The organism is Cyanobacteria bacterium GSL.Bin1 (assembly GCA_009909085.1).
Taxonomy (GTDB): Bacteria; Cyanobacteriota; Cyanobacteriia; order Cyanobacteriales; family Rubidibacteraceae; genus Halothece.
On the sequence record JAAANX010000080.1, the window covers coordinates 19,390 to 40,055 of the forward strand.

The following is a 20,666-nucleotide window of genomic DNA, read 5'->3' on the forward strand; positions in this document are numbered from 1 at the left end:
CTGTTACCAAATCTTGTTACAATACTTAACAACGTCACGTCGGTCGGTCTAAAATTTATGACTCAACAAACTGTTTCTGCTTCTAATTCATCCCAGCAATATCAGGATCAAAGGAATTCTCATCATACCACTGACGAAACGATCACAGTGGAGTCATCTACCCAACCGCTACATCCGGCTTTAACCGATACCGACTGGCGTTACGATCCAGAAAGAATTAATAATTACTACCAGAATCGTCCGTTGGCAGTGGTGCGTCGCTTAATTGCCCTCATCTTTCCAGGAACAGCATTTGGCGTTCGCTTACTGTTTGATAAACTGACCGGGCGCATCAGGCAAAATGAAGAAAAACGCGCGATCGAGCTGCGAGAAATTCTGACCGAACTCGGTCCCACCTACATTAAAATTGGACAAGCCCTCTCGACCCGCCCCGACTTAGTTCCCCCAATCTACTTGGAAGAACTGGCGCAACTACAAGATCAGCTACCTCCTTTTGATAACGCGATCGCGTATCACTTCATTGAAGATGAGCTAGGGAGCGATCCGCACCAAATTTACGCTGAAATTTCCGATCATCCCGTTGCCGCAGCCTCTCTGGGACAGGTCTACAAAGGCAAACTGAAAACAGGGGAAGAAGTTGCCATTAAAGTCCAACGTCCCGACTTACTTCGTCGCATCACCATTGATCTTTACATTCTGCGGAAAGTATCATTCTTCGCAACCAATCATGTGAAACGTATCCGAAGCGATCTGGTGGCAATCATGGACGAATTCGCCAACCGGATTTTTGAGGAAATGAATTATGCCTATGAAGGGTATAACGCAGAACGGTTTAAGGAACTCTATAGCTATATTCAAGATATCTATATCCCCAAAATCTATTGGGATTATACCGGACGCCGTGTCCTGACCATGGAATGGATCTCCGGGATGAAACTAACCAATGTCCAAGCGATTCAAGAAGCTGGCATTGAAGCCACGCGCCTGGTGGAAATTGGTGTGGAATGTTCTCTGCGTCAGCTTTTAGAATATGGCTTTTTCCACGCTGATCCTCACCCCGGAAACTTACTGGCCATGCCTGACGGGCGCTTAGCCTATCTCGATTTTGGCATGATGAGCGAAATTAAGCCTTATCAGCGCTACGGATTAATTCAAGCGGTTGTCCATCTGGTTAACCGCGATTTTGAAGCGCTTGCCCATGACTATGTGCAACTGGAATTCCTCTCTGAGGATACCGATTTACGTCCCATCATTCCGGCGCTCGCGAGTGTTTTTGAAAATGCCTTAGGGGCAAGTGTTGCCGAGTTAAACTTCAAAAGCATTACGGACCAGATGTCGGAAGTGATGTATGAATTTCCCTTCCAAGTGCCAGCCTATTACGCCCTGATTATCCGTTCTTTAGTGACCTTAGAAGGAATCGCGATCGGCATTGACCCTAGCTTTAAAGTCCTGAGTAAAGCCTATCCCTACGTTGCCAAACGGCTTCTGATTGACCCGGCACCCGAGTTAAGACAATCTCTCCGTGACTTGCTCTTTCGAGAGGGCAGTTTCCGTTGGAATCGTCTGGAAAATTTGCTTCGTAACGCACGCAATTCCGAAGACTACAACTTTGAAAAAGTTTTAGACCAAGCCCTCGATTTCCTTTTCTCCGAACGCGGTGCTTTCATTCGGGAACGGCTTGTGGATGAATTAGTGAAAGCGATTGATGTTTACGGACAACGCAGTTTCTACAACTTTTCCGCTTCCATCCGGGAACAGGTAGGGTTAGCTGTCAATGAAACCCCTCCTCAGTTGGGACAAAATAATGAGAACTTACAACACATCCAAAACATCTTAGAAATTTTAAGCGATACCCCAGGGTTTGACCCCATGCGCATTGTGCCGTTAGTTCCGAAAGTGTTATCCAAGCCAGAAACCCACCAAATGGGGCAAAAAGTTATTGGTAAACTGACTGAAAAGGCGATCGCGCGCTTTATCCGTAATATTGCTTTACATGAACACCCTGCTCACACTCAGCCTGGTCATAATGGAAAACACTCTCTCCCGTCGGCAGCAAAGAGATAAATGAAGCAACGTGACTGGCTCTGGCGCTATTGGCCTCTTCTCCCGATCTACCCTTATGGCAAACGGCGTACCCTGCGCCGAGAAGTCCTCAAAAATACAATCTGGACCTTTGAGCAAGTGCAGGGCATTTTCTATGTTGTCGTTCCGATTCGGATGACAGTGGTTCGCTTAGAAGCCGGTGGGTTATTGGTTTATGCGCCCGTTGCGCCCACGCCAGAGTGTGTTCGCTTGGTCAGAGAACTCGAAGCTGAACATGGTGCGGTAAAATTTATCGTTCTTCCCACGATTTCTGGACTAGAGCATAAAGTTTTTGTGGGTCCTTTTGCCCGTCAGTTCCCCAACGCTCAGGTTTATATTGCCCCCCAACAGTGGAGTTTCCCGGTGAACCTCCCCTTAAGTTGGTTAGGGTTTCCTCCGAAACGGACGCATCTTCTCTCCGCTTCCTATAAGGATCATCCCTTTGGCGAAGAGTTTGATTATGCGATTCTTGGTCCGATCAAGTTAGGGTTAGGCTCATTTGGAGAAGTGGCTTTATTCCACAAAACCTCTCGCACGGCCCTTGTGACCGATAGTGTCATTTCGATTCCCCAAAGCCCTCCTGAGAGTGTTCAGCTCGATCCTTATCCTTTATTATTCCATGCCAGAGATAATGGCTTAGAGCCGATGCAAGATACCGCAGCAATGCGCCAAAAAGGCTGGCAACGCATTTGTCTGTTTGCTAATTATTTTCAGCCTGATGCCTTAGAAGTTTTAGAATCGGGGGACGTGTGGCAAGAAGCCAAACAAGCGCCTGATCGGTCAAAAAAAGCCTATTTTGGATTTTATCCGTTTCGATGGCAACCGCACTGGCAAGCCTCATTTGAAAAACTACAGGGTCAGGGACGACTGTTAGTTGCTCCCATCTTACAAAAACTAATTCTGAATCGTGCGCCTCAAGAAACGATTAAATGGGCAAACTTACTCGTAAGTTGGCATTTTGAACGACTGATTCCTTGTCATTTTCAAGCCCCCTTAGAGGTCTCTCCTCGTGAGTTTCGTCAAGCTTTTAGTTTTCTAGAAAAAGAAGAATTACCCATTAACCAAACCCGCTATCCGCTTCCGGAAGAAGACTTAGCGCCCTTGGATAGTATTGAAGTAACCCTACGCAAGGGAAAATTGGTGCCACCTCCTCGAGAGAAAATATAAATAAATGACCCAATGAATGCTTTATGAGGATCGATTATATTGATTTTTGCACGCAGCGATCGCAGCGACCACAGCGAAACCCTTTGGCTTGTTCGGTAAACCCAAAGGCAGTGAGTAAAAATTGCCAGCGACAATAACGGGTAGCAAGATACTGTTGCATCTGTTGGGGTTGCTTTAACAGTTTTGGCGGATCGGATCGGCTTGTTTGTTGGGGTAACAGCCGATAGTGAAAGGGATCAAGCCATTCTAATTGATCTAAACTGTGGAGCAAGGAAAGGGCAATTAAGCCGTTGGGAGACATTTGTTCTATGATTTTGATATTGCCTTCTCGGGGAATCTGTTGGGTCAGTTCTCTGGCTTTCTGGTATTGCTGACGCAGTTTCTGTACAAAGTAGCGTTCCCGTTGCTTGTCTTCTGGATAGAGTAAGCCGGTAGGTTCACTGACTAAAGTTAATGCAGTGGCAATGTTCCCATCTCTTCCGCCCCGTCCAATTTCTTGCAGATATTCTGAGAGTAATAAGGGCGGTTGATAGTGGATGACCCACCTTAAATTGGGTTTGTTAATCCCCATACCGAAGGCACAGGTCGCAATGACAAACTGTAGCGTTCCTTCTAACCACTCTTGTTCGATGGTCCGACGTTCGGATGCACTTAATCCCGCATGGTACGCTGCACTGCGATAGCCGAGAGAATTTAACCACTGACTCAAGGTTTCGGTGGTTGAGCGCGATCGCGCATAAATCAAACCTGATTGTTTTTTTCGAGATAAAATAAATTGCAACAGCTTCTTTTTTCGTTGCGCTGGGGTACACACTCGCTTCACTTGCAAGCGTAAGTTCTGTCGATAAGGACTTTGTTGGAAATAAATCGGATCTTGCAGTTGTAAACAAGTTTCAAGGGTCTGCTGCGCGATCGGATCAGCAGTTGCCGTAAACGCAGCCATTGCAATGCGACTCCCGGCTGGTTTTGTCTGTAATAAGCTCGATCGCGCTACGCCTAACCGACGATAAGCGGGGCGAAAGGTCTCTCCCCACTGGACTAAACAATGGGCTTCATCCAAGATCAAACCATTAATGACTAACTGTGGTGTGATCAGTCGTTCCCAAACCGGTGGACTAAATAAAGTTTCTGGGGAAAGATACAATAATCGTAACTGCTGCTTTTCCAACTGTTTGAGAATGCGTTGACGTTCCAGACGCGGGATTTCACTGTGTAACGAGGCGGCAGGTAGCTGGCGTTCTTTTAATTCCTGCACTTGATTTTCCATCAACGCCACTAACGGTGACACCACCAAGGTTAATCCCGTTTGTAATAACGCTGGCAGTTGAAAGCAAATCGACTTTCCCCCTCCTGTGGGTAGCACCACCAAGGCATCTTTTCCTCGTCGCAAACAATCGACAATTTCCCCCTGGGGGGGACGAAAATCAGAATATCCCCAAATTGCTTGCAGCTGATCGCGTATTTGCTGCCAATCCATCAACCGTTAAACTAAGTAAAGAGGAATACAATCAAAAATGTCTATGACTCAGACTCATCTTACGACTAACCTAAGCGCAATTGATAACGAACTTTCCAAACGTCATATCAACCTAGATCCAGGTGGATACTTTATTATTTACCTTGATCGCGAAGCCGGCTTAATTTGTGCGAAACACTACAGAAACCTCGTTGATGAGGAAGGATTTGCCCTACATCCAGTAACGGGGGAACGGCTCTCTGCAAAATGTAATAATAGTGACTTGGTGGCAAGCCATATTTATACGGGTCGCACTGCCAAGGAACTATGCGTCAAATTGTTTGAAGAAACCGAGCCCTGTCCAGTCACACAATTTAATCATGCCGCTTACTTGGGACGGGAATTTGTGCGCGCAGAGATTGCACTGATACAGGGCAGTGAATATATTCAAGATTAATTCGTCAGTAAGACGTAAGCAAAATAGGTTGCCATAGGAATAATGGTGGCAACAATGAGTAAACCAACGACCCAAACCGTTGAACTTTGGGTATCAGTATCTTCTGCTTTCGTGAAGGTTCCTTCCACACGAATGTCGTCTTGGACTTCGGGTGGACCGGGATCCGGTTCACCCGCGAGAACAGTACCGAGGCGACTGCTCGCATTCAAAAAAGCCTGATTATACTTATTATCTTCTCGAATGGGAACGCCAATTGTATCTTCTACTACACTTGTGGCAATTTCTTGAGAAAGGCGATCTTTTAGGGCTTCACCAACGCGAATGGTGGTATTATTAGTGATCGTATCGAATACCAGCAACACTTTATTTTGCTTTTCTTCTGGCGTGGGATACCACTGACTAAATAATTCATCGGCAAAACTATCAACAGTTTCCCCATAATTTAAACGGCGAATCACCACTAACTTGACATCAGCCCCGGTTTTATCTGCAATCTCTTGTAGCAGCTTGTTCAGTTTCCCTTCATTGGTTCGACTAACAACTTCCGCCTGATCCACAATCCCAGTTGACCCATCTTGACTAATATTAGGAATATCACTGGGGCTTGTCGCTGCATGAACGGGAAGTGCAGTGATTAAAACCAGAAAACAAGGAATTAGCACTAGCAATAATCGCTTTTTATAACGTTTGAGTTTTGTTGCAGTTTGTTGCAGAAGGTGTGACATAACTTTAATTTTTTCTTGCAATAATGGCAATTTATGTTACATCTTAATATGAAAGCAGGACGGAATTGACGACTTTTACAGGGAATTCATAAACTTTTTTTAACCCTTACACCCACAACTAAATTTCTGTGTCCGTACCTGCGTAAAATGTAACCGATTAAGTTACTCATTTTAGTACCGCAGGACTTGTGGGAATTAAAAATGCCTATGCAGTCGGGCTGTCAGGAAGAGAATCAACACTTAAGTTGAGTTTGACTTGATAAGTGGCGCAATCCCAGTTTGGGAGTAACTAGGAAGCCCTCGCACTCAATTATCTAAGTCGCTGAGGGAAAAGTCGTTGTTACCAATTTAGAGAAAAGGGGAAAATTTGCCAATGGCTGAAACACAAAATATGCAATATATTCAACCTTACAATGATGATGTCTATGTCGGGCATCTTTCCACACCTATTTCCGATTCCAGTTTCACTCGTACTTTTATTAATAACCTTCCTGCTTATCGGGAAGGAATTTCTCCCTTACTACGCGGTTTAGAAATTGGCATGGCCCATGGGTATTTCCTCGTTGGTCCTTGGACGTTACTCGGTCCTTTACGGGATAGCGAAGGCGATGCCTATTTAGGCGGTTTGATTGCGGCAATTGGGCTCATTTTAGTGGCAACAGGCGGCTTGTCTGCTTATGGTTTAACAGCCTTTCCCGGTGATAATTCAGAAGCCCAATATTTTGAAGATCGCGCTCCTGAAAATATAAAAACTCGCCAAGGTTGGAGTCAATTTACCGGCGGCTTTTTTGTCGGTGCGATGGGAGGAGCATTTGTGGCATATTTCTTGTTAGAAAACTTCTCGGTTGTTGATAGTATGTTACGAGGAATCGTCAACTAGCGATTGCTGATTTTGTTGCTTTTTGTTGTTTACACAAGGAAAGATTTAATATGTCTGGAGAATACGCAGCTTCTTTTTTACCGCTCATTTTAATCCCGACAGTCTGCTGGTTAATGCCTGCTGTTGTCATGGGCTTACTCTTTATTTATATTGAGTCTGACGCCTAATTAATCTTGGGAAATTTCAGGATTCTCCCTGTTTAGCTTTTGTCTGAATGGGGAGAATTTTTTTATGGGGGGTTCGATAAGCGGTTGGGCATTTCAATTGGGATAATCGCCTTTATTGATACAAAATATAAAATAAATATATATTAAGAACAATTTGATTTGATTTTAGTCAATTATTTTAGTGATATCAAGTTTTGGGATAGGATATTTTCTTGATTTTTAGTTCAATACACTCAATTTTAAAAAAATTAAGGGATTTACACACTGTATCTTTTATATTTTTATGGTTCAATTAATCCTGTTTCTGTACTCTTGCGAGTGGGTTTATGAAAGAGGGGTTAAAAAAACAAGATTTGAATCGCGCGATCGCGCTCTTACCAGAAACTTTCCGTACGGCGATTCTCTTAAGAGAAATTGACAGACTCTCTTACCAAGAAATTGCTGATCTGACTGGAGTTTCTTTTGCCATTGTCAGAAGTCGAATTGCTAAGGCAAGAGCCCTCTTAAGCGCTGAATTCAAAGTCAACTAAACTACAATTTATCCCTTAAGTACTTTAAAGTTGAGAGAGCTTAGCTTGATACTCTTCCTCCGTTAAAATACCGTTTTCTTTTGCTTCTTTTAACTTCTGTTTTTTCGATAGTTTCTCTCTCACTGAGTTTTCCACGGTTTGTAATTTTGCCTCATATTCATCTGCATCTAAAATTCCACTTTCAAATGCTGCTTGTAACTGATTGCTCTTTTCTTCCACTAATAGCTCCATTTCCCGTTCATCAATTTTTTCTTCCAACTTTTGCTTCTTGGCTTGAAATTCCTCCCGACTAATAATCTCTTTACTTAAGGCTTCCTGTAACTGCTCAATTTCCGCTTTGAGTTCTGTAATCGCTTGCGATCGCGCCGGAGAAGACGCCTGGGTATTAATCGTTTCTGAACTGGAGGTAGCACGAGTTGCGGTTTCACTGACTCGTCTTAAACTGAGGCTATTTTGGAGATGATTTAGGAGATCGCGTTCGAGAACCAGCGCCCAACTGGCACCGGCTACCCCCGTAAAGACGGTAAAACCACCGGTAAACATAGCAGTAATGCCAGCACCAGCAATATTTCTCACCCATTTTCCGACGCGGGTTTCAATGATAAATTCACCGGCAGTGGTTGGCACATTGGACCAATAAATATTCACCTTAAAGGCTAAATTGGTTCCAAAGACCGTTCGCAGCCAGCTTGTTTTTGCCGCTTGTACTAAATAAACATCCCCGCTTTGGGTACTTTCTACTTCATATTCTTTATCTTTGAACCACAAAACCACTTGTCGGTAAATTTGATTCAGGGTATCGGGTTCGCTTGCAACAAAATAATGTTTGGTCATCGCTAAATGGGGGCGTCACTTTATCGCTGGAAACTTGACCTTGAGAGCTGAAAGAACCAGAGCTCTTGGCTTTATTATAAGTTACCTCAGTAGCGGATTCCTGCTGCTTTCATCCGCGCGATCGCGCGTTCCATTTCTACTTCCGGTATCGTTAAGGCAATGCGGAAAAAGCCTTCTCCAAAGCGTCCATAGCCATTTCCTGGTGGAACAATAATGCCACATTCATCCAACAAGAGATTGGCAAATTCTTGGGAAGTATAACCCTGAGGTACGGGAACCCAAACATAAAGGGTAGCTTGGGGTGGGGTAATTTCCCAACCTAAACGGTTCAAGCCTGCAACAATGATATCCCGGCGACGCTGATAGACAGCCATTAACTTGTCAATTTCGGTACGGGGGGTTTCTAACGCCGTAATTACTGCCTGTTGAATCGCCCGAAACACCCCAGAATCAACATTACTCTTCACTCTCCCTAAACCTTCAATCCCCAAAGCATTACCAACGACAAAGCCAACCCGCCAGCCGGTCATGTTATAAGATTTGGAGGCACTATGAAACTCGATCGCGCAGTCTTTTGCCCCCGCGACTTGCAGGACACTGGGGGGTTGATAGCCGTCATACGCCATTTCTGCATAAGCATGATCATGACAGAGGAGAATATCATGTTCCTGACAAAAGGCAACCAGTTCCGCAAAAAAGTCTAAACTGGCTAATGCCCCAGTTGGGTTATTGGGATAATTAATCCAGAGTAATTTCGTCTTTTGCGCCACTTCTGTGGGAATTTGCTTTAAATCCGGCAAAAAATGATTCTCTGGCTTCAGTGGCATTGGGTAAGGTTGACCATCTGCAAACAAGGTCGCTGTGTTATAAACCGGATAACCGGGATCAGGAATGAGGGTATAGTCACCGGGATCAACAAAGGCTAAAAAAGTGTTGTGGATGGCTTCTTTTGAGCCAATAGAAGAAAGAACTTCTGTTTCCGAGTTGAGATCCGTAACACCATAGCGACGCGCCATAAAAGCAGCAACTGCTTTGCGAAAGGCAAGGGTTCCTTGATACGGAGGATAATTGTGGGTGCTGGGATCGTCAATGGCTTCGTGCATTGCTTGTAGAATTGGCGATAGGGTTGGTTGATCCGGATCGCCAACGCCTAAATTAATCAAATCAACGCCTTGGGCAAGTAGTTTTTGGCGCTTACGATTGATTTGGGCAAAGAGGTAGGGCGGAATTTTATCCAAACGTTGGGAAAATTTCATATCGGCAGATCGTTGATTATAATTATGGATTCCTACTGAGCACCCATTATCTATTGTTTTTGGTTCATTGGTTAGGGTTAATTGTCGGATTTTTGGGGGTCGCGATCGCGGTGGAACTCGGATGCAATTCAACACAGAAGCCTCGACCATTGGCTATTTTATTCCCTTTGGTTCCCTGGTTGCCATTACTCTTGCTAGCCTTCTCCAGCGCCGACGAGAAACTTCACCTAAATCTTGCACCCATGGTAAAACCCGTGAGGAAGCAACTCGCAATGGGGAAGAAGTGATGGAGATGTATGTAGAAGCCTGGCAAAATGAAGGTGAATCCCTCCCTGAACCTTTGACCCTTCAACTGGTTTAAGATGTTGAATTATGTTGGCGCGATCTCTCGCTGAAAGCCCTATTTAATTAGTTTGACAATCTTTCGATAAATCTTTTTATTTTCAAATCCCCATTCGTTAAAATCGTGAAACGCAGAAGCCTCAAAGACTATTTTGCGACTCATTCTAAATCTTCCCAAGAAACTTCAATTAAGTTATTTCCTTGATTGACAGATTTTATAGCGTTTAAGAGTCGCTTCTTGTTTGCCTCAGACTGAAAAAGATAATCTGTTTTACTTATCTCATCAATCGTAATTTTGATTTCTTCATCTCCATATTTGGCTTTTAATACTATTTCTGAAAACAATTGCTACAAAATGAACCACAGAGTCACAGAGAGCACAGAGAATGGAAGCACTTGGACTGTTACTTCCAATCTGAGAGATGCTATAATTCTTCAAGAAACGTTTTATCGATTTCACTGGCTTTGAAGCGATAAGTTGCTGACATGATTATTTCCTAATTCTTTTCTAACTTATCCATTTTAAAATCTTTTAGGCAACTGCTATCGTTTTGGGATTGGGTAAGGATTTTCCCACTTGTTGATACCCATAGACTAGATCGGCTAACACTTCCTTGGCGTTTTCTAATGCTTCATCATAAGTTTCGCCGTGAGTCCGAGCGTATTCTCCCCATTCGGGTAAACTCGCAATATAGGTTTGATCTTCCTCTGACCATTGAATAAAGATACTATATTTCATCAGATTTATGTCTCCTTTTCTCATCTTAATTAAGCTATACCAAACCCCGTATATTCTCTAACAAAAGCAGGTTTTAATCCTAAAATAATATCTTCTCGCTTGACTCCTCTTTCTAATAATTCCTCAGCTACGGAAAAATCAGTTGTGTTTTGCTGAATCCAAACTTTTCCTTCTCTAATCTCAAGATGTAACACAACAGAGTAGATTCTTTGTTGATTATTCCAACCTAAGTATAATAATAAATATCGATCTGAGTCGCGATCAAAAATGGTTTCCGTTTCAATCGTTCCCCCAAATGGGATGATTTCTGATTGTTCTTTCAAAAAAGCGCAAATAATTTGACGATACTGTTCTAACTTATCCATTGGGTAATCACCTCCCTGATTATAATAAAGTAGTAAAATAATATACAGAGTAAGAATTAATATTTTATATTGTTCATAGAGATTATTCAGTCGATGGAATGATATCTGTTGATTTTGATTTAGCCAAAATGACTATTAATAATCCAGGTTGTTTTTATGGTGGAGTTACTTCAGAAAATATTGTAATTCATCAGCCTAGACATAGAAATAAAGCCTTAGCAAAGCTCATGATGCAATTTCAGCTTGTTGATAGAGCCGGAATGGGTGTTAAAAGAATGGGACTAGGTTCTCTAAAGTACGGAAGAGAATTTCCGCAGTTTAGGGAATCTTTTAATTGTGTCGAAGTTGTTATGCAAGCAGAGTCAGTCTTACCGGGAATATTTGTATTAGTACAGGGTAATCCTGATGAATACGGATTAATTGATTTGATTTTACTTAATAGTGTATATAGAAAAGGATCAATTTCTGTTAAGGAAGCTCAAAAAAGAATTCGTTACTTATCAAAAAATCCTTGGATAGATTTAAAAGAGTCAGTTGATAGAATAGAGCAAATTGAACTGTGTGGGAATAAAGATGGTGTTTACATCAGAGTAAATCCTAAATGGAATGGCTTCTTTGATATAAAGCGAACTTTGTCAGTAACAAAAACTTCTAATAAACACGTTAAACTATATGACTACTTAATGGAATTTGGGGAAGCATCAAATGAAGATATAACAAACCTTTTAGAGCATAAAAATAGCACCTACACAAGTAGATTTCTTAGAGATGCACAATATGTTTATCGCACTGGCAAATCAAGAAACTCACGTTGGTTGCTTAAAAAAGAAGATATAAACTGATAAATTATTTTAAATCCTATAATCCTATTGTTTACATCATATTGGTTTACTGCGTAAATCTACTTTCAAACTTACTCAATAATTGCAAAGTTATTTGTCTTCTTTTTGTGAGCCTTCTTAACTGCTTTTTCAATTTTTGGATAAAGACTTTGGCTTCGTTGTATTTTTTCTGAGCGCGATCGCGCTTCCAAGAAGATAGCAACGATCACGCATTTCATTTCCTAATCCCAATTAGTTATCCGGTGACTCAGATTTGGGCTGGGTTGCACTCATTAAACCCGCTTGCACACTGGCTTTTTTCGCTTGTTCCGCTGCGGCTTCAGCTTTGGCTTCCGCGACAATATCCCCGATGGATTCTCCAGTTTCCGCGATCGCGCCTTTGGTTTTTTCATAGAAACCGACTCCGCTTTTAATCGCTGCTTTGGCAAAGGGCTTGACGAGGGGAATCACTGTGGGGGCGAGAATCGCTGCGCCTAAGCCAATGGCTAAGGTTTGCATGGGGTGATTGGTCACGCGATTGGTGACTTGATTGAAGAGAGAATGACCGTTAGGTTGCATGGGTTGTGGCATTTTTCAATTTTCTCCTTAAGTTCTTTGTTCTTCTAACTGATGTTGCACCAGTGGGCGCAGGCTGTTTAGCCCGGCTGCGATCGCGGAACCATTGTGAATAATGGTCGCAATCAGCGGATTTAAGCCCCAAGTAGAGGCTAACCCCAAAGCGATTAAGTTTGGGGCAACCACCAGCAATGTATTTTGCTCGATCAGCTTCTTCGTTTCTTGGGCGATATTGAGGGCTTCGATTAAGGTGGCAAGATCGTTGTTCATCAGGACAACATCTGCGATTTCTCGGGCAATATCCGAACCATTGGCAAACGAAACTGACACATCGGCGTAGGCTAAAGCAACAGAATCATTCAAGCCATCACCGACAAAGGCAACAGTTTTACCAGCCAACTTTAAGTCGCGAACAATCGCTGCTTTTTGTTCAGGAAACGCCTGAGCGTGGACTTGTGTTGACGGAATCCGTAGCTCTTCTGCTACCATTTTAGCTCTTTGCGGGTTATCTCCGGTTAATAAATGAATTTCGCGACCTGAAGCGACCAATGCTTGGATTAAAGCCGGGCTTTCGGGACGTAGGGGGTCAGCATATTGAATCACCCCAGCCAGTTCACCGTCACAAGCGACATAAATTAAAGATAGCCAAGCGGAGGTTTTTGATTGGTCTTCTAAATGGCAAATCTCTTGTAAGGGGAAGGTTTTTGTATCTAAGCCGCTTAAATCCACCCCTTCTTGCACTAAAAAGCGTTCACTCCCCACTAACACTGCTTTTCCTTCAATTGTGGCGCGAATCCCTAAGCCCACTTCGTAGTTCCACTCGTCACGACGGGGAATTGTCAGATTTTGGTTTTGGGCATAATGAGTAATGGCTTCTGCCACCGGGTGGGCGATCCGTTGTTCCGTTGCTGCTGCTAACCTTAAAACTGCTTCGGGTTCCATTCCTTCGGGTACAGTTTGAATCCCAACGACCGTTAATTCCCCTTGCGTTAGGGTTCCCGTTTTGTCAAAAACCACTGTATCGACGGCAGCTAATTGTTCGATGGTGCGTCCACTGCGGACTAAAATCCCATGACGGGTGTTATGGTTTAAAGCCCCTAAAAAGGCGGTGGGAATGGAAACTCGGATGCCCGTGACAAAATCTAAAGTGAGAATTGACGCTGCCCTTGCCGGTTCTCTGGTGATGGCAAGGACGACACTGGCTAAAATAAAGGACGGCACCACTAATTGATCGGCAAGTTGCGCTGCATAATTTGCCATCCGTGTATCGTGGACGGGCGCTTTTTGCAGGAGTTCCAGACTTGCCGCCGCCCGAGTTTGTTCACCAACGCGATCGGCACGCAGGTAAAGCTGTCCGGAACGTACCAGCGTTGAGGCATACACAACCGTTCCGGCTTGAGCAACAATGGGCATGGCTTCCCCGGTGAGTTGCTGTTGGTCAACGGTTGCCGAACCTTTCAAGACGACTCCATCTACGGGAATTTGCTCTCCCGGATAGACAATGACCGTTTCGCCGAGTTCAACGCGATCGCTGCTAATTTGAACCGGTTTGCCGTCTCGAATCACCCAAGCATAATGACCAATCGCATCCAGGAGGTCATCCGTTTGGGTAGCAGTGGAACGGGCGGTGCGATCGCGAATCAAATCCCCCAATTCATGCAAAGTAATGACTAAAGCGGGGGTCACTAACTTCCCTTGACCATAGCTCAACCCCAAGGCCACTAAATCCAAACAATCAATGTTGAGTTTTTGATCGCGCCAGAGACTAATGCTGGCTCGTTTGACAATCGGTAAAGTGAGCACGACCAAACTTGTCCAAGCAATGGGGCGTAACCAAAGCAATCGGCTACGATGGCTTAACCAACTCGCGATCGTGGTGAAAATGGGTAAAGCGAGACTCGACCAGTTTTCCGTTTTTGAGGGCGGTGGTGGCGCCGGCTGGGGGGAAACCGGCTGAGCGGTTGCTGCTTTGTTAATTAATGCGGTTAAACGAGTTGCCTCTTCTGAGAGAGAGGTTCCGGCAGAGCGATACTGAATCGCGATCGAAGCTGCTGCACCATTGACCCTTACCTGTTTAATGCCAGGTTGTTCCAATAAGAATTGTTGTAAAGTTACCGCATAATCTAAGTCATCACTTAAGCGATCAATGCGAAATCTTGCCCGACCCGGCAGATGATGCACTAAATGAGGTAAACCGCGATCCGTTTCGATAGTTGGTGTAGCAACGACGGCTAAGGAATGTTGCAAAGAGATACCCTCCTTAAATTTGGAGTTTATTGCGTGAGTGCTTCGGCAGATTGTTGTTCTTGTTGAACTGTATTGATCAGGCTCATTAAACGCAGTCCTAACTCCCATTCTGAAAGCCCTTGATTTTTATAATGAATGGCAATGGAAGCAGCCGCCCGATTAATCCGCACCTGGGTGACATATTCGTCTGCATTAAGCGCCTCTTCTAACGCCTGAGCAAACTCGTTATCAATCGCCAGTTGAGGCATCCGTAACCGCACTCGTCCTGGAACCGCGTGCGCGATCGCGTAACCTTGCAGATTCATTTCTCCATCCGTGGTTTCTTCTTTTTGCGGAGACGATTCAGTTTCTGCAGTCAGTTGTGGCGCTTGTTCTTTCAGTTGCGTAAAGACTTGACGCACGACACTGGCAACTAACAAGTTCACTAATAACGCATTTGCCCCGCGCAGTTGAAAACGACTGGTCACAAATAATCCAATCACGACCGGCAGAATCGTTTCCACTTCGCCATGTTCTCTTAAAAATGACCCGACTTGAGAAGCAGCATCTTCTGGAGAAACATTATTCAAGTCGTTATTGGCTGTGGTTGTGGTCATTGCTCAAACAATCTCCTTTTTAGTTAATCACAAGTTGGGTTAAATTGATTAAATGTTAATGATTTTTTTGACAATCGTGTAGAATTACTGCATATTTAATTCCCGTTGCGTTAGATTGATCCACTTCTTTTTCCGAAGCATTCGTGCTATGAATTTGTGCCTTAGTCAGTTTAGAAGAATCGGAAGATTGCGGGTCTTCTTCATCAATCCATTCATAGAACTCAATGGTATCGGGATTGCAAAACGTGCAGCCATCACAATGGTCAGGAATGGGTAACTGGCGGACTCTTCCTTTTTGCACTAATTTCTTCAGCATTTGCCGGAGCGCATCTCCATCCATGTGAAAATGCAGCTCCATTTCTGCCAAAGAAACCCGATGATATTCGAGGACAAAGTTTTGTAGTTCCTTTAAAATCATTAGTATAACCTACTCTAAATTAGCAACAATTTTTGTGCGAGGTTGATCTGATGTTAGAAAAATTAAAACAAGCTCTGGAAGAAGCTCTGGAAGATGAATATAAAGCACGAGCAACTTATCAATTAGTACTGCAAAAGTTTGGCAAGATTCGACCCTTTGTGAATATTCTTCAATCAGAGGAACGACATATTCAAGCCTTATTTTCTTTATTTCAAAACTATCAAATTCCCATTCCCGTTGATACTTGGAAAGACCGAGTGGAAACGCCCGATTCGGTCTGGTCAGCTTGCGAAGCTGGCGTGCAAGCAGAAATTGAAAATGGGGAAATGAAGAGCGCGATTGCTGGCAATGACAGAAGCATATCCGGATGTCCAGCGGGTTTTTTTGAATTTACAACGCGCCTCCCAAGAAAATCATTTACGGGCTTTTCAACGGTGTGTGCAACGATCAGGAAACGCCCCAATTCCTCTAGATCAAGGAAGAGGGCGATGTTACGGGGGTCGAGGCGGAAGAAGACATCGCTGCAGTTAAGATTTTATTCCTCTCAACTATTTTGATGTCTTGCCACCAGAGCACCGACCTAATTCAATGACATTTAGTTGTTGTGTTTGATCTGGGCTGTTGGTTGGGTTCCCGTGAAAGCAAGCTGGGATTGCGAGATAACTTGAGAGAGAAAATCACTCCTGCCATTACAACGACGCCACCGATAATCCACGCCAGAGAAAAACCAGGATGCTGAGAAAAGGTAGCAATTTGATAAAACATACTCGCCACCCAGTAGCCTAACCCAGTGGTCCAACCGGCAGCTAAAATAGTCCAACCGAGATTGGTTTCACGGTAGATTGCCCCCGTTGCCGCCACACAAGGAAAGTACATCAGTACGAAAAGTAAATAAGCAAAAGCTGCAGCATTCGTATTAAAGCGTTGTGACATCTGTCCAAAGGTTCCCACAGCGATTCCTTGTTCAGCAGCAGCCGTGGTTGGATCTTGCACTTCACCCACACTTAAGCCCAACGGATCGAGCAATTGATTGCCCAAATCAGCTAAATTAGCGGGAATACTGGCAAAAGCTGCACCAATACCACCCCAAAAACGAAAAGGCTCTTCGGCTTCTGCTGATTCTGATGCGGCTGCCTCTTCTTGCGCCAACTGACCGTAAAGGGAATCCAGGGAACCGACCATCGCTTCTTTGGCAAACACACCCGTAAAAATGCCAACGGTTGCGGGCCAATTTTCTTGAGTAACGCCCATGGGAGAAAAGATCGGGGTTACGGCTTGGCTAGTGGCGGAGAGGACAGAATTTTTACTGTCTTGTTGACCGAAAGAGCCATCGGTGCCAACGGAATTTAAGAAACTCAAAACCAACACCATCAGGATAATCACTTTACCCGCTCTGAGTAAAAACCCTCTCAGTCTGTCCCAAGCCCGGATCATCACGCCTTTTGGCTTCGGAATGTGATAAGGGGGTAATTCCATCACAAAAGGAGCCGCTTCCCCTTGCATAATGGTATTTTTCATCACAATCCCAGTAAAGATGGCTGCGCCAATCCCGATCAGATAAAGACCAAACACCAAGTTTTGTCCGTTACGCGGGAAGAAGGCAGCAGCAAATAGCGCATATACTGGTAATCTTGCCCCACAAGACATAAACGGGTTCATCATGATCGTCATCAGCCGATCGCGCTTATTTTCTAAGGTTCGCGTTGCCATAATGGCAGGGACATTACAGCCAAATCCCACCAGCATCGGCACAAAGGCTTTCCCGGGCAAACCAATCAAGCGCATTACTTTATCCATAACAAACGCTGCTCTTGCCATGTAGCCGGAGTCTTCCAGAATAGAAAGAATGACAAAGAGTAAGCCAATTTGGGGGATAAACGTTGCTACAGTTTGCACACCGCCACCGAACGAGGTGACAAAGCCAATGAGTAAACCGGGCGCACCGATTCCTTCCAACCAGGCTTGTGGCGCATCGACAAAGACTGTTCCCACGGAAATATCAAAGAAATCAATAAACGTTCCTCCGATATTAATGGCAATGAAGAACATCAAATACATCACCCCTAAAAACAGGGGAATGCCAATCCAACGGTTGAGAACAAATTGGTCAATTTGATCGGATTTGGTGTTGCTCACCTGCCGTTTCTGTTTAACCGCATTTTGGATTAAACTGCGGATAAAGCCATAGCGACTGTCGGCAACAATAATGTCGATGTCTTCGTGCAAGAGTTGGTGGATCTTCCGCCGATTTTCCACCACAATCTGATCCAGCTCTTTACCTTTGAGTTCGGGGGCAACGCGGTCTTCGTATTCGAGTAGGTTCAGCGCCACCCAACGGGTTGAAATCTTACGATTATTCCCTTTTGCCTGGACTAACGGTTCAATTTGATTGAGCGTATCTTCAATGACAGCCGGGTAAGCAACCACAGTGGGCAGGTTCCCCGGATTATCAACGAATTCATTAATGCGACTTCTGAGCAGATCAATGCCTTCTCCCAAAAACGCACTAATGGGAATGACAAAACAACCCAATCGTTGGGAAAGAACCTCCGTATCAATATCAAGTTCGCGATCGCGCGCCACATCCATCATATTGAAGGCAGCGACCATGGGGACGCGCATCTCCATAATCTGTGTGGTGAGATAAAGGTTCCGTTCCAAGTTAGAGGCATCAACAATATTAATCACCAGATCCGCCTCTCCAGACATGAGATAATCTCGCGCAATAATCTCATCGAGTCCAGACCCTTCTTCTTCGCCATCGAGAGAATAGACCCCTGGTAAATCAATTACGGTCACTTCCGTGCCATCGTATTGATATTTTCCTTCTTTGCGGTCAACGGTGACCCCTGGCCAATTGCCAGTCCGCTGGTTCGTACCCGTGAGATCGTTAAAAAGAGTGGTTTTGCCACAATTGGGATTGCCAATTAAAGCGATTGTCTGTTTTTTCATATTAGTCACTAGTCATTGGTCATTGGTTCAGTTAATCCTTGCTGCTGTGTCTGCTAAGGCAATTCCTCGACAACCAGTGCTGCTGCTTCGTCTTTACGCAGACTTAATTTGAAGCCCCGCACCAAAATTTCGACAGGATCACCCAGGGGTGCAACGCGAGTCACAGTAAACTCTGTACCAGGGGTAAGCCCCATTGCCAATAGTTTCTGCTTATAGGCTTTCTTCGCCGCATCATCCATTTTTTCAAAGCGAGCCACTTTTCCTTGTTGATGAACTTGCAAATCTTTCAATGTTGTTTTTTGAATTTCCATCTCATTAACCTCTTCCACTTCCACCAGATAATCAAAGGGTTGATCGGAGACGAGAATCCGCTTTGCCATTCCGTCATCGATCCCAATACGGGTCTCCCCAACCCCAACCACAATATTTCCCGCCAGATTCTGCAGAACTTTAATTTTCATCCCCGGTGCCAACCCCATCCCCACCAGACGATTCACCCCATCTTTGCTTTTATAGCCCGCAATCCAAAGCTGGTTACCCACTTGCGCTTTTGCCAGTGGCATGATGGTGCGTTCCTGACGATGGTTTTCCCCTCCGCCGTGATGACGGTGTCGTCTTTGTTGTTGATGGTGCGGTTGGTGAGGCATAATTTTGCGTCCTTACTTACTGCAAGTTTCTGAATGAGCTAGAGATTACTAAGTTCTAGTAATCTCATTTGTGTGCTGGGAGTTGAAAGAAAATCTCAAAAAAGTTTTCAATATAGTTGAAAACTTTTATTATTTATCAACCTATCATTAGTGATATCACAATCGACTGTATACGTAAGCATGAGTTAAGGAACATTTAACCTTCCGCAAAGCAAATGCTTGAAAGCTTTAAGTAATGTATCAAGTTTGACAGTTTGTCTTTTGACGATCGCAAAAAGCCTCCCTTACGGTTTTCCTAGGAGACACCTCCCATGCCTTTCTTGCCGAAACTGTCGGCTTAATCGATTCCTAATAACTCAGTGGCGGGATGAAACAACGAGTCAATCTTGCCAGTACATTTGTCTGTGACGGCTAGTACCAATGGCGCGATCAACTGAACAATCTTTAGTGGCTTTACCGCTATAAACATACTGAATATGCAGCGCGAGGCATTACAGAGTATTGGATTATTGATCCTGAAGAACAAAAAATGACCCTTTGCCTTCTTTTAAAACTGACCAACTACATAGTTGGGCTGGGAAAAGACCAAACCTTGAACCCCTACACTTCAGCTTGCAACTCCTTCCTGCTCAAGAGAGAGTTAAGACTGCTTTGGTAATTGTGTCGAATGAAAGATGCAGGGAAATTTAAACGAGAGTAAATTAACACATAAGCTGGCGCAGTCAGCAACCTTTGGCTTCCAACCATCATTGTCCAGCCGAGTTACCGATGCACCAGCATAGTTACATATATCAAAATTAGACGAGTTTGGAAAGAAGTTATGACAATTGCTTTACGAGAAGATATCATGTATATCTTACTGGAAAAAATCGGTCAATCTGCTTACGAAAGCAATGAAGGCAAGGAAGTCTCTTTTACCGAAACAGATTTTGCTGGTCGAGACATTACGCAAGCAGATCTCCTGGGGCATTTAGATTATCTCAACCAAAAAGAATACATCGAAGCCGAATTTGAAGGCAATGCCTATGCCACGCAAGAAGATGTTCCTGATGTGGTTAATCCAGAACAAGTAGAAGAATTTCGCGTTGCCAATACACTGGGAGCAGAAGATGGTCCACTTCCCCATCTTATTCAGTTTAAACAAGCCAAGTTAACAGAAAAAGGAAAACAGATGTTGAAAAATATGGCAGAAAAGAGACCTGAAGCCTTAAAAAAAGGACCGACTAGTCCGATTGCTTCTGAGAACCAACCTTTCTTAGAAAAGGTGAAAATTAAAGCTGGGGTTGATGATATCTTTGATGCCAGAGATCTTTCCGAAGTTGTGTTTCGCAGTATGCGCGACTTAATGACGACAGAAGCAGCGGATCGTGTTTTTGAAGAACTCAAAGGAGAAAAGGCGGCAACCAGTG

22 protein-coding genes and 4 pseudogenes are annotated in these 20,666 nt (G+C 44.1%); 12 read left to right on the plus strand and 14 right to left on the minus strand.

The window, feature by feature from the left end; all coding sequences use genetic code 11:
- Nucleotides 1-57 precede the first annotated feature (57 nt).
- Nucleotides 58-2,064, plus strand: coding sequence for an AarF/ABC1/UbiB kinase family protein (locus GVY04_09860; protein ID NBD16423.1), 2,007 nt, complete (start codon nucleotides 58-60; stop codon nucleotides 2,062-2,064).
- Entirely contained in the window at nucleotides 2,065-3,249 is a 1,185-nt protein-coding gene (locus GVY04_09865; GenBank protein NBD16424.1) for a DUF4336 domain-containing protein, read from the plus strand.
- Between the two features lie 34 nt (nucleotides 3,250-3,283).
- Here GVY04_09865 and GVY04_09870 read toward each other — a convergent pair whose 3' ends face one another.
- Nucleotides 3,284-4,726 (minus strand): RecQ family ATP-dependent DNA helicase, encoded by a 1,443-nt coding sequence (locus GVY04_09870; GenBank protein ID NBD16425.1) that lies wholly within the window; start codon nucleotides 4,724-4,726, stop codon nucleotides 3,284-3,286.
- Between the two features lie 37 nt (nucleotides 4,727-4,763).
- Between GVY04_09870 and GVY04_09875 the strand changes: the two genes are divergently transcribed.
- Nucleotides 4,764-5,162 (plus strand): DUF4346 domain-containing protein, encoded by a 399-nt coding sequence (locus GVY04_09875; GenBank protein NBD16426.1) that lies wholly within the window; start codon nucleotides 4,764-4,766, stop codon nucleotides 5,160-5,162.
- On the opposite strand, the gene GVY04_09880 is transcribed toward GVY04_09875, so the two are convergent.
- The gene (locus GVY04_09880) at nucleotides 5,159-5,887 is read right to left on the minus strand and encodes a YgcG family protein (GenBank protein ID NBD16427.1); all 729 of its coding nucleotides are present in this window, start codon (nucleotides 5,885-5,887) and stop codon (nucleotides 5,159-5,161) included. The genes GVY04_09875 and GVY04_09880 overlap by 4 nt on opposite strands.
- 373 nt (nucleotides 5,888-6,260) lie before the next feature.
- On the opposite strand from GVY04_09880, the gene GVY04_09885 reads away from it, so the two are divergent.
- The 3 genes from GVY04_09885 to GVY04_09895 all read left to right on the plus strand — a co-directional run bounded on the left by GVY04_09885 (nucleotide 6,261) and on the right by GVY04_09895 (nucleotide 7,464).
- Nucleotides 6,261-6,767 carry a photosystem I reaction center protein subunit XI gene (locus GVY04_09885; protein NBD16428.1) on the plus strand — a complete coding sequence of 169 codons (507 nt, stop codon included), beginning with the start codon at nucleotides 6,261-6,263 and terminating at the stop codon, nucleotides 6,765-6,767.
- Nucleotides 6,768-6,817: 50 nt separating this feature from the next.
- Nucleotides 6,818-6,934, plus strand: a complete 117-nt coding sequence (locus GVY04_09890) for a photosystem I reaction center subunit VIII (GenBank protein NBD16429.1) — start codon at nucleotides 6,818-6,820, stop codon at nucleotides 6,932-6,934.
- Nucleotides 6,935-7,260: 326 nt separating this feature from the next.
- The gene (locus tag GVY04_09895) at nucleotides 7,261-7,464 is read left to right on the plus strand and encodes a hypothetical protein (protein NBD16430.1); all 204 of its coding nucleotides are present in this window, start codon (nucleotides 7,261-7,263) and stop codon (nucleotides 7,462-7,464) included.
- Nucleotides 7,465-7,488: 24 nt separating this feature from the next.
- On the opposite strand, the gene GVY04_09900 is transcribed toward GVY04_09895, so the two are convergent.
- Both GVY04_09900 and GVY04_09905 read right to left on the minus strand, forming a co-directional pair.
- Nucleotides 7,489-8,298, minus strand: coding sequence for an SHOCT domain-containing protein (locus tag GVY04_09900; GenBank protein ID NBD16431.1), 810 nt, complete (start codon nucleotides 8,296-8,298; stop codon nucleotides 7,489-7,491).
- 86 nt (nucleotides 8,299-8,384) lie between these two features.
- Nucleotides 8,385-9,554: an aminotransferase class I/II-fold pyridoxal phosphate-dependent enzyme gene (locus GVY04_09905; GenBank protein NBD16432.1), complete on the minus strand. Its 1,170-nt coding sequence runs from the start codon at nucleotides 9,552-9,554 to the stop codon at nucleotides 8,385-8,387.
- Between the two features lie 68 nt (nucleotides 9,555-9,622).
- Here GVY04_09905 and GVY04_09910 point away from each other — a divergent pair.
- Nucleotides 9,623-9,789: pseudogene (locus tag GVY04_09910) on the plus strand (EamA/RhaT family transporter).
- Nucleotides 9,790-9,915: pseudogene (locus tag GVY04_09915) on the plus strand (type II toxin-antitoxin system HicB family antitoxin).
- A gap of 140 nt (nucleotides 9,916-10,055) precedes the next feature.
- Here GVY04_09915 and GVY04_09920 read toward each other — a convergent pair.
- From GVY04_09920 to GVY04_09930, 3 genes are all read right to left on the minus strand, one after another.
- The gene (locus GVY04_09920) at nucleotides 10,056-10,241 is read right to left on the minus strand and encodes a hypothetical protein (protein NBD16433.1); all 186 of its coding nucleotides are present in this window, start codon (nucleotides 10,239-10,241) and stop codon (nucleotides 10,056-10,058) included.
- A gap of 187 nt (nucleotides 10,242-10,428) precedes the next feature.
- Nucleotides 10,429-10,635, minus strand: coding sequence for a type II toxin-antitoxin system HicB family antitoxin (locus GVY04_09925; protein NBD16434.1), 207 nt, complete (start codon nucleotides 10,633-10,635; stop codon nucleotides 10,429-10,431).
- A 29-nt stretch (nucleotides 10,636-10,664) separates the two neighbouring features.
- Nucleotides 10,665-11,000, minus strand: a complete 336-nt coding sequence (locus GVY04_09930; protein NBD16435.1) for a XisI protein — start codon at nucleotides 10,998-11,000, stop codon at nucleotides 10,665-10,667.
- 98 nt (nucleotides 11,001-11,098) lie between these two features.
- On the opposite strand from GVY04_09930, the gene GVY04_09935 reads away from it, so the two are divergent.
- On the plus strand, nucleotides 11,099-11,842 hold the full coding sequence (locus GVY04_09935) for a hypothetical protein (GenBank protein ID NBD16436.1): 744 nt from the start codon (nucleotides 11,099-11,101) through the stop codon (nucleotides 11,840-11,842).
- 71 nt (nucleotides 11,843-11,913) lie between these two features.
- Here the strand turns inward: GVY04_09935 and GVY04_09940 are convergent, their stop codons facing one another.
- The 5 genes from GVY04_09940 to GVY04_09960 form a co-directional block, all read right to left on the minus strand.
- The gene (locus tag GVY04_09940) at nucleotides 11,914-12,060 is read right to left on the minus strand and encodes a hypothetical protein (protein ID NBD16437.1); all 147 of its coding nucleotides are present in this window, start codon (nucleotides 12,058-12,060) and stop codon (nucleotides 11,914-11,916) included.
- 13 nt (nucleotides 12,061-12,073) lie between these two features.
- Nucleotides 12,074-12,400, minus strand: coding sequence for a DUF5132 domain-containing protein (locus GVY04_09945; GenBank protein ID NBD16438.1), 327 nt, complete (start codon nucleotides 12,398-12,400; stop codon nucleotides 12,074-12,076).
- Nucleotides 12,401-12,427: 27 nt separating this feature from the next.
- Nucleotides 12,428-14,608: a heavy metal translocating P-type ATPase gene (locus GVY04_09950; protein NBD16439.1), complete on the minus strand. Its 2,181-nt coding sequence runs from the start codon at nucleotides 14,606-14,608 to the stop codon at nucleotides 12,428-12,430.
- Between the two features lie 62 nt (nucleotides 14,609-14,670).
- Entirely contained in the window at nucleotides 14,671-15,240 is a 570-nt protein-coding gene (locus tag GVY04_09955) for a metal ABC transporter ATPase (protein NBD16440.1), read from the minus strand.
- A 55-nt stretch (nucleotides 15,241-15,295) separates the two neighbouring features.
- Entirely contained in the window at nucleotides 15,296-15,658 is a 363-nt protein-coding gene (locus tag GVY04_09960) for a hypothetical protein (GenBank protein ID NBD16441.1), read from the minus strand.
- 50 nt (nucleotides 15,659-15,708) lie between these two features.
- Here GVY04_09960 and GVY04_09965 point away from each other — a divergent pair.
- Nucleotides 15,709-16,189: pseudogene (locus GVY04_09965) on the plus strand (DUF2202 domain-containing protein).
- A 54-nt stretch (nucleotides 16,190-16,243) separates the two neighbouring features.
- On the opposite strand, the gene feoB reads toward GVY04_09965, so the two are convergent.
- Together feoB and GVY04_09975 are read right to left on the minus strand one after the other, a co-directional pair.
- Nucleotides 16,244-18,610, minus strand: coding sequence for a Fe(2+) transporter permease subunit FeoB (gene feoB, locus GVY04_09970; protein NBD16442.1), 2,367 nt, complete (start codon nucleotides 18,608-18,610; stop codon nucleotides 16,244-16,246).
- Nucleotides 18,611-18,663: 53 nt separating this feature from the next.
- Entirely contained in the window at nucleotides 18,664-19,257 is a 594-nt protein-coding gene (locus GVY04_09975) for an iron transporter (protein ID NBD16443.1), read from the minus strand.
- Nucleotides 19,258-19,711: 454 nt separating this feature from the next.
- On the opposite strand from GVY04_09975, the pseudogene GVY04_09980 reads away from it, so the two are divergent.
- Nucleotides 19,712-19,915, plus strand: a pseudogene (locus tag GVY04_09980) (hypothetical protein).
- A 162-nt stretch (nucleotides 19,916-20,077) separates the two neighbouring features.
- Nucleotides 20,078-20,666, plus strand: a 589-nt coding sequence (locus GVY04_09985) for a DUF2267 domain-containing protein (GenBank protein NBD16444.1), incomplete at its 3' end; no start/stop codon positions are given.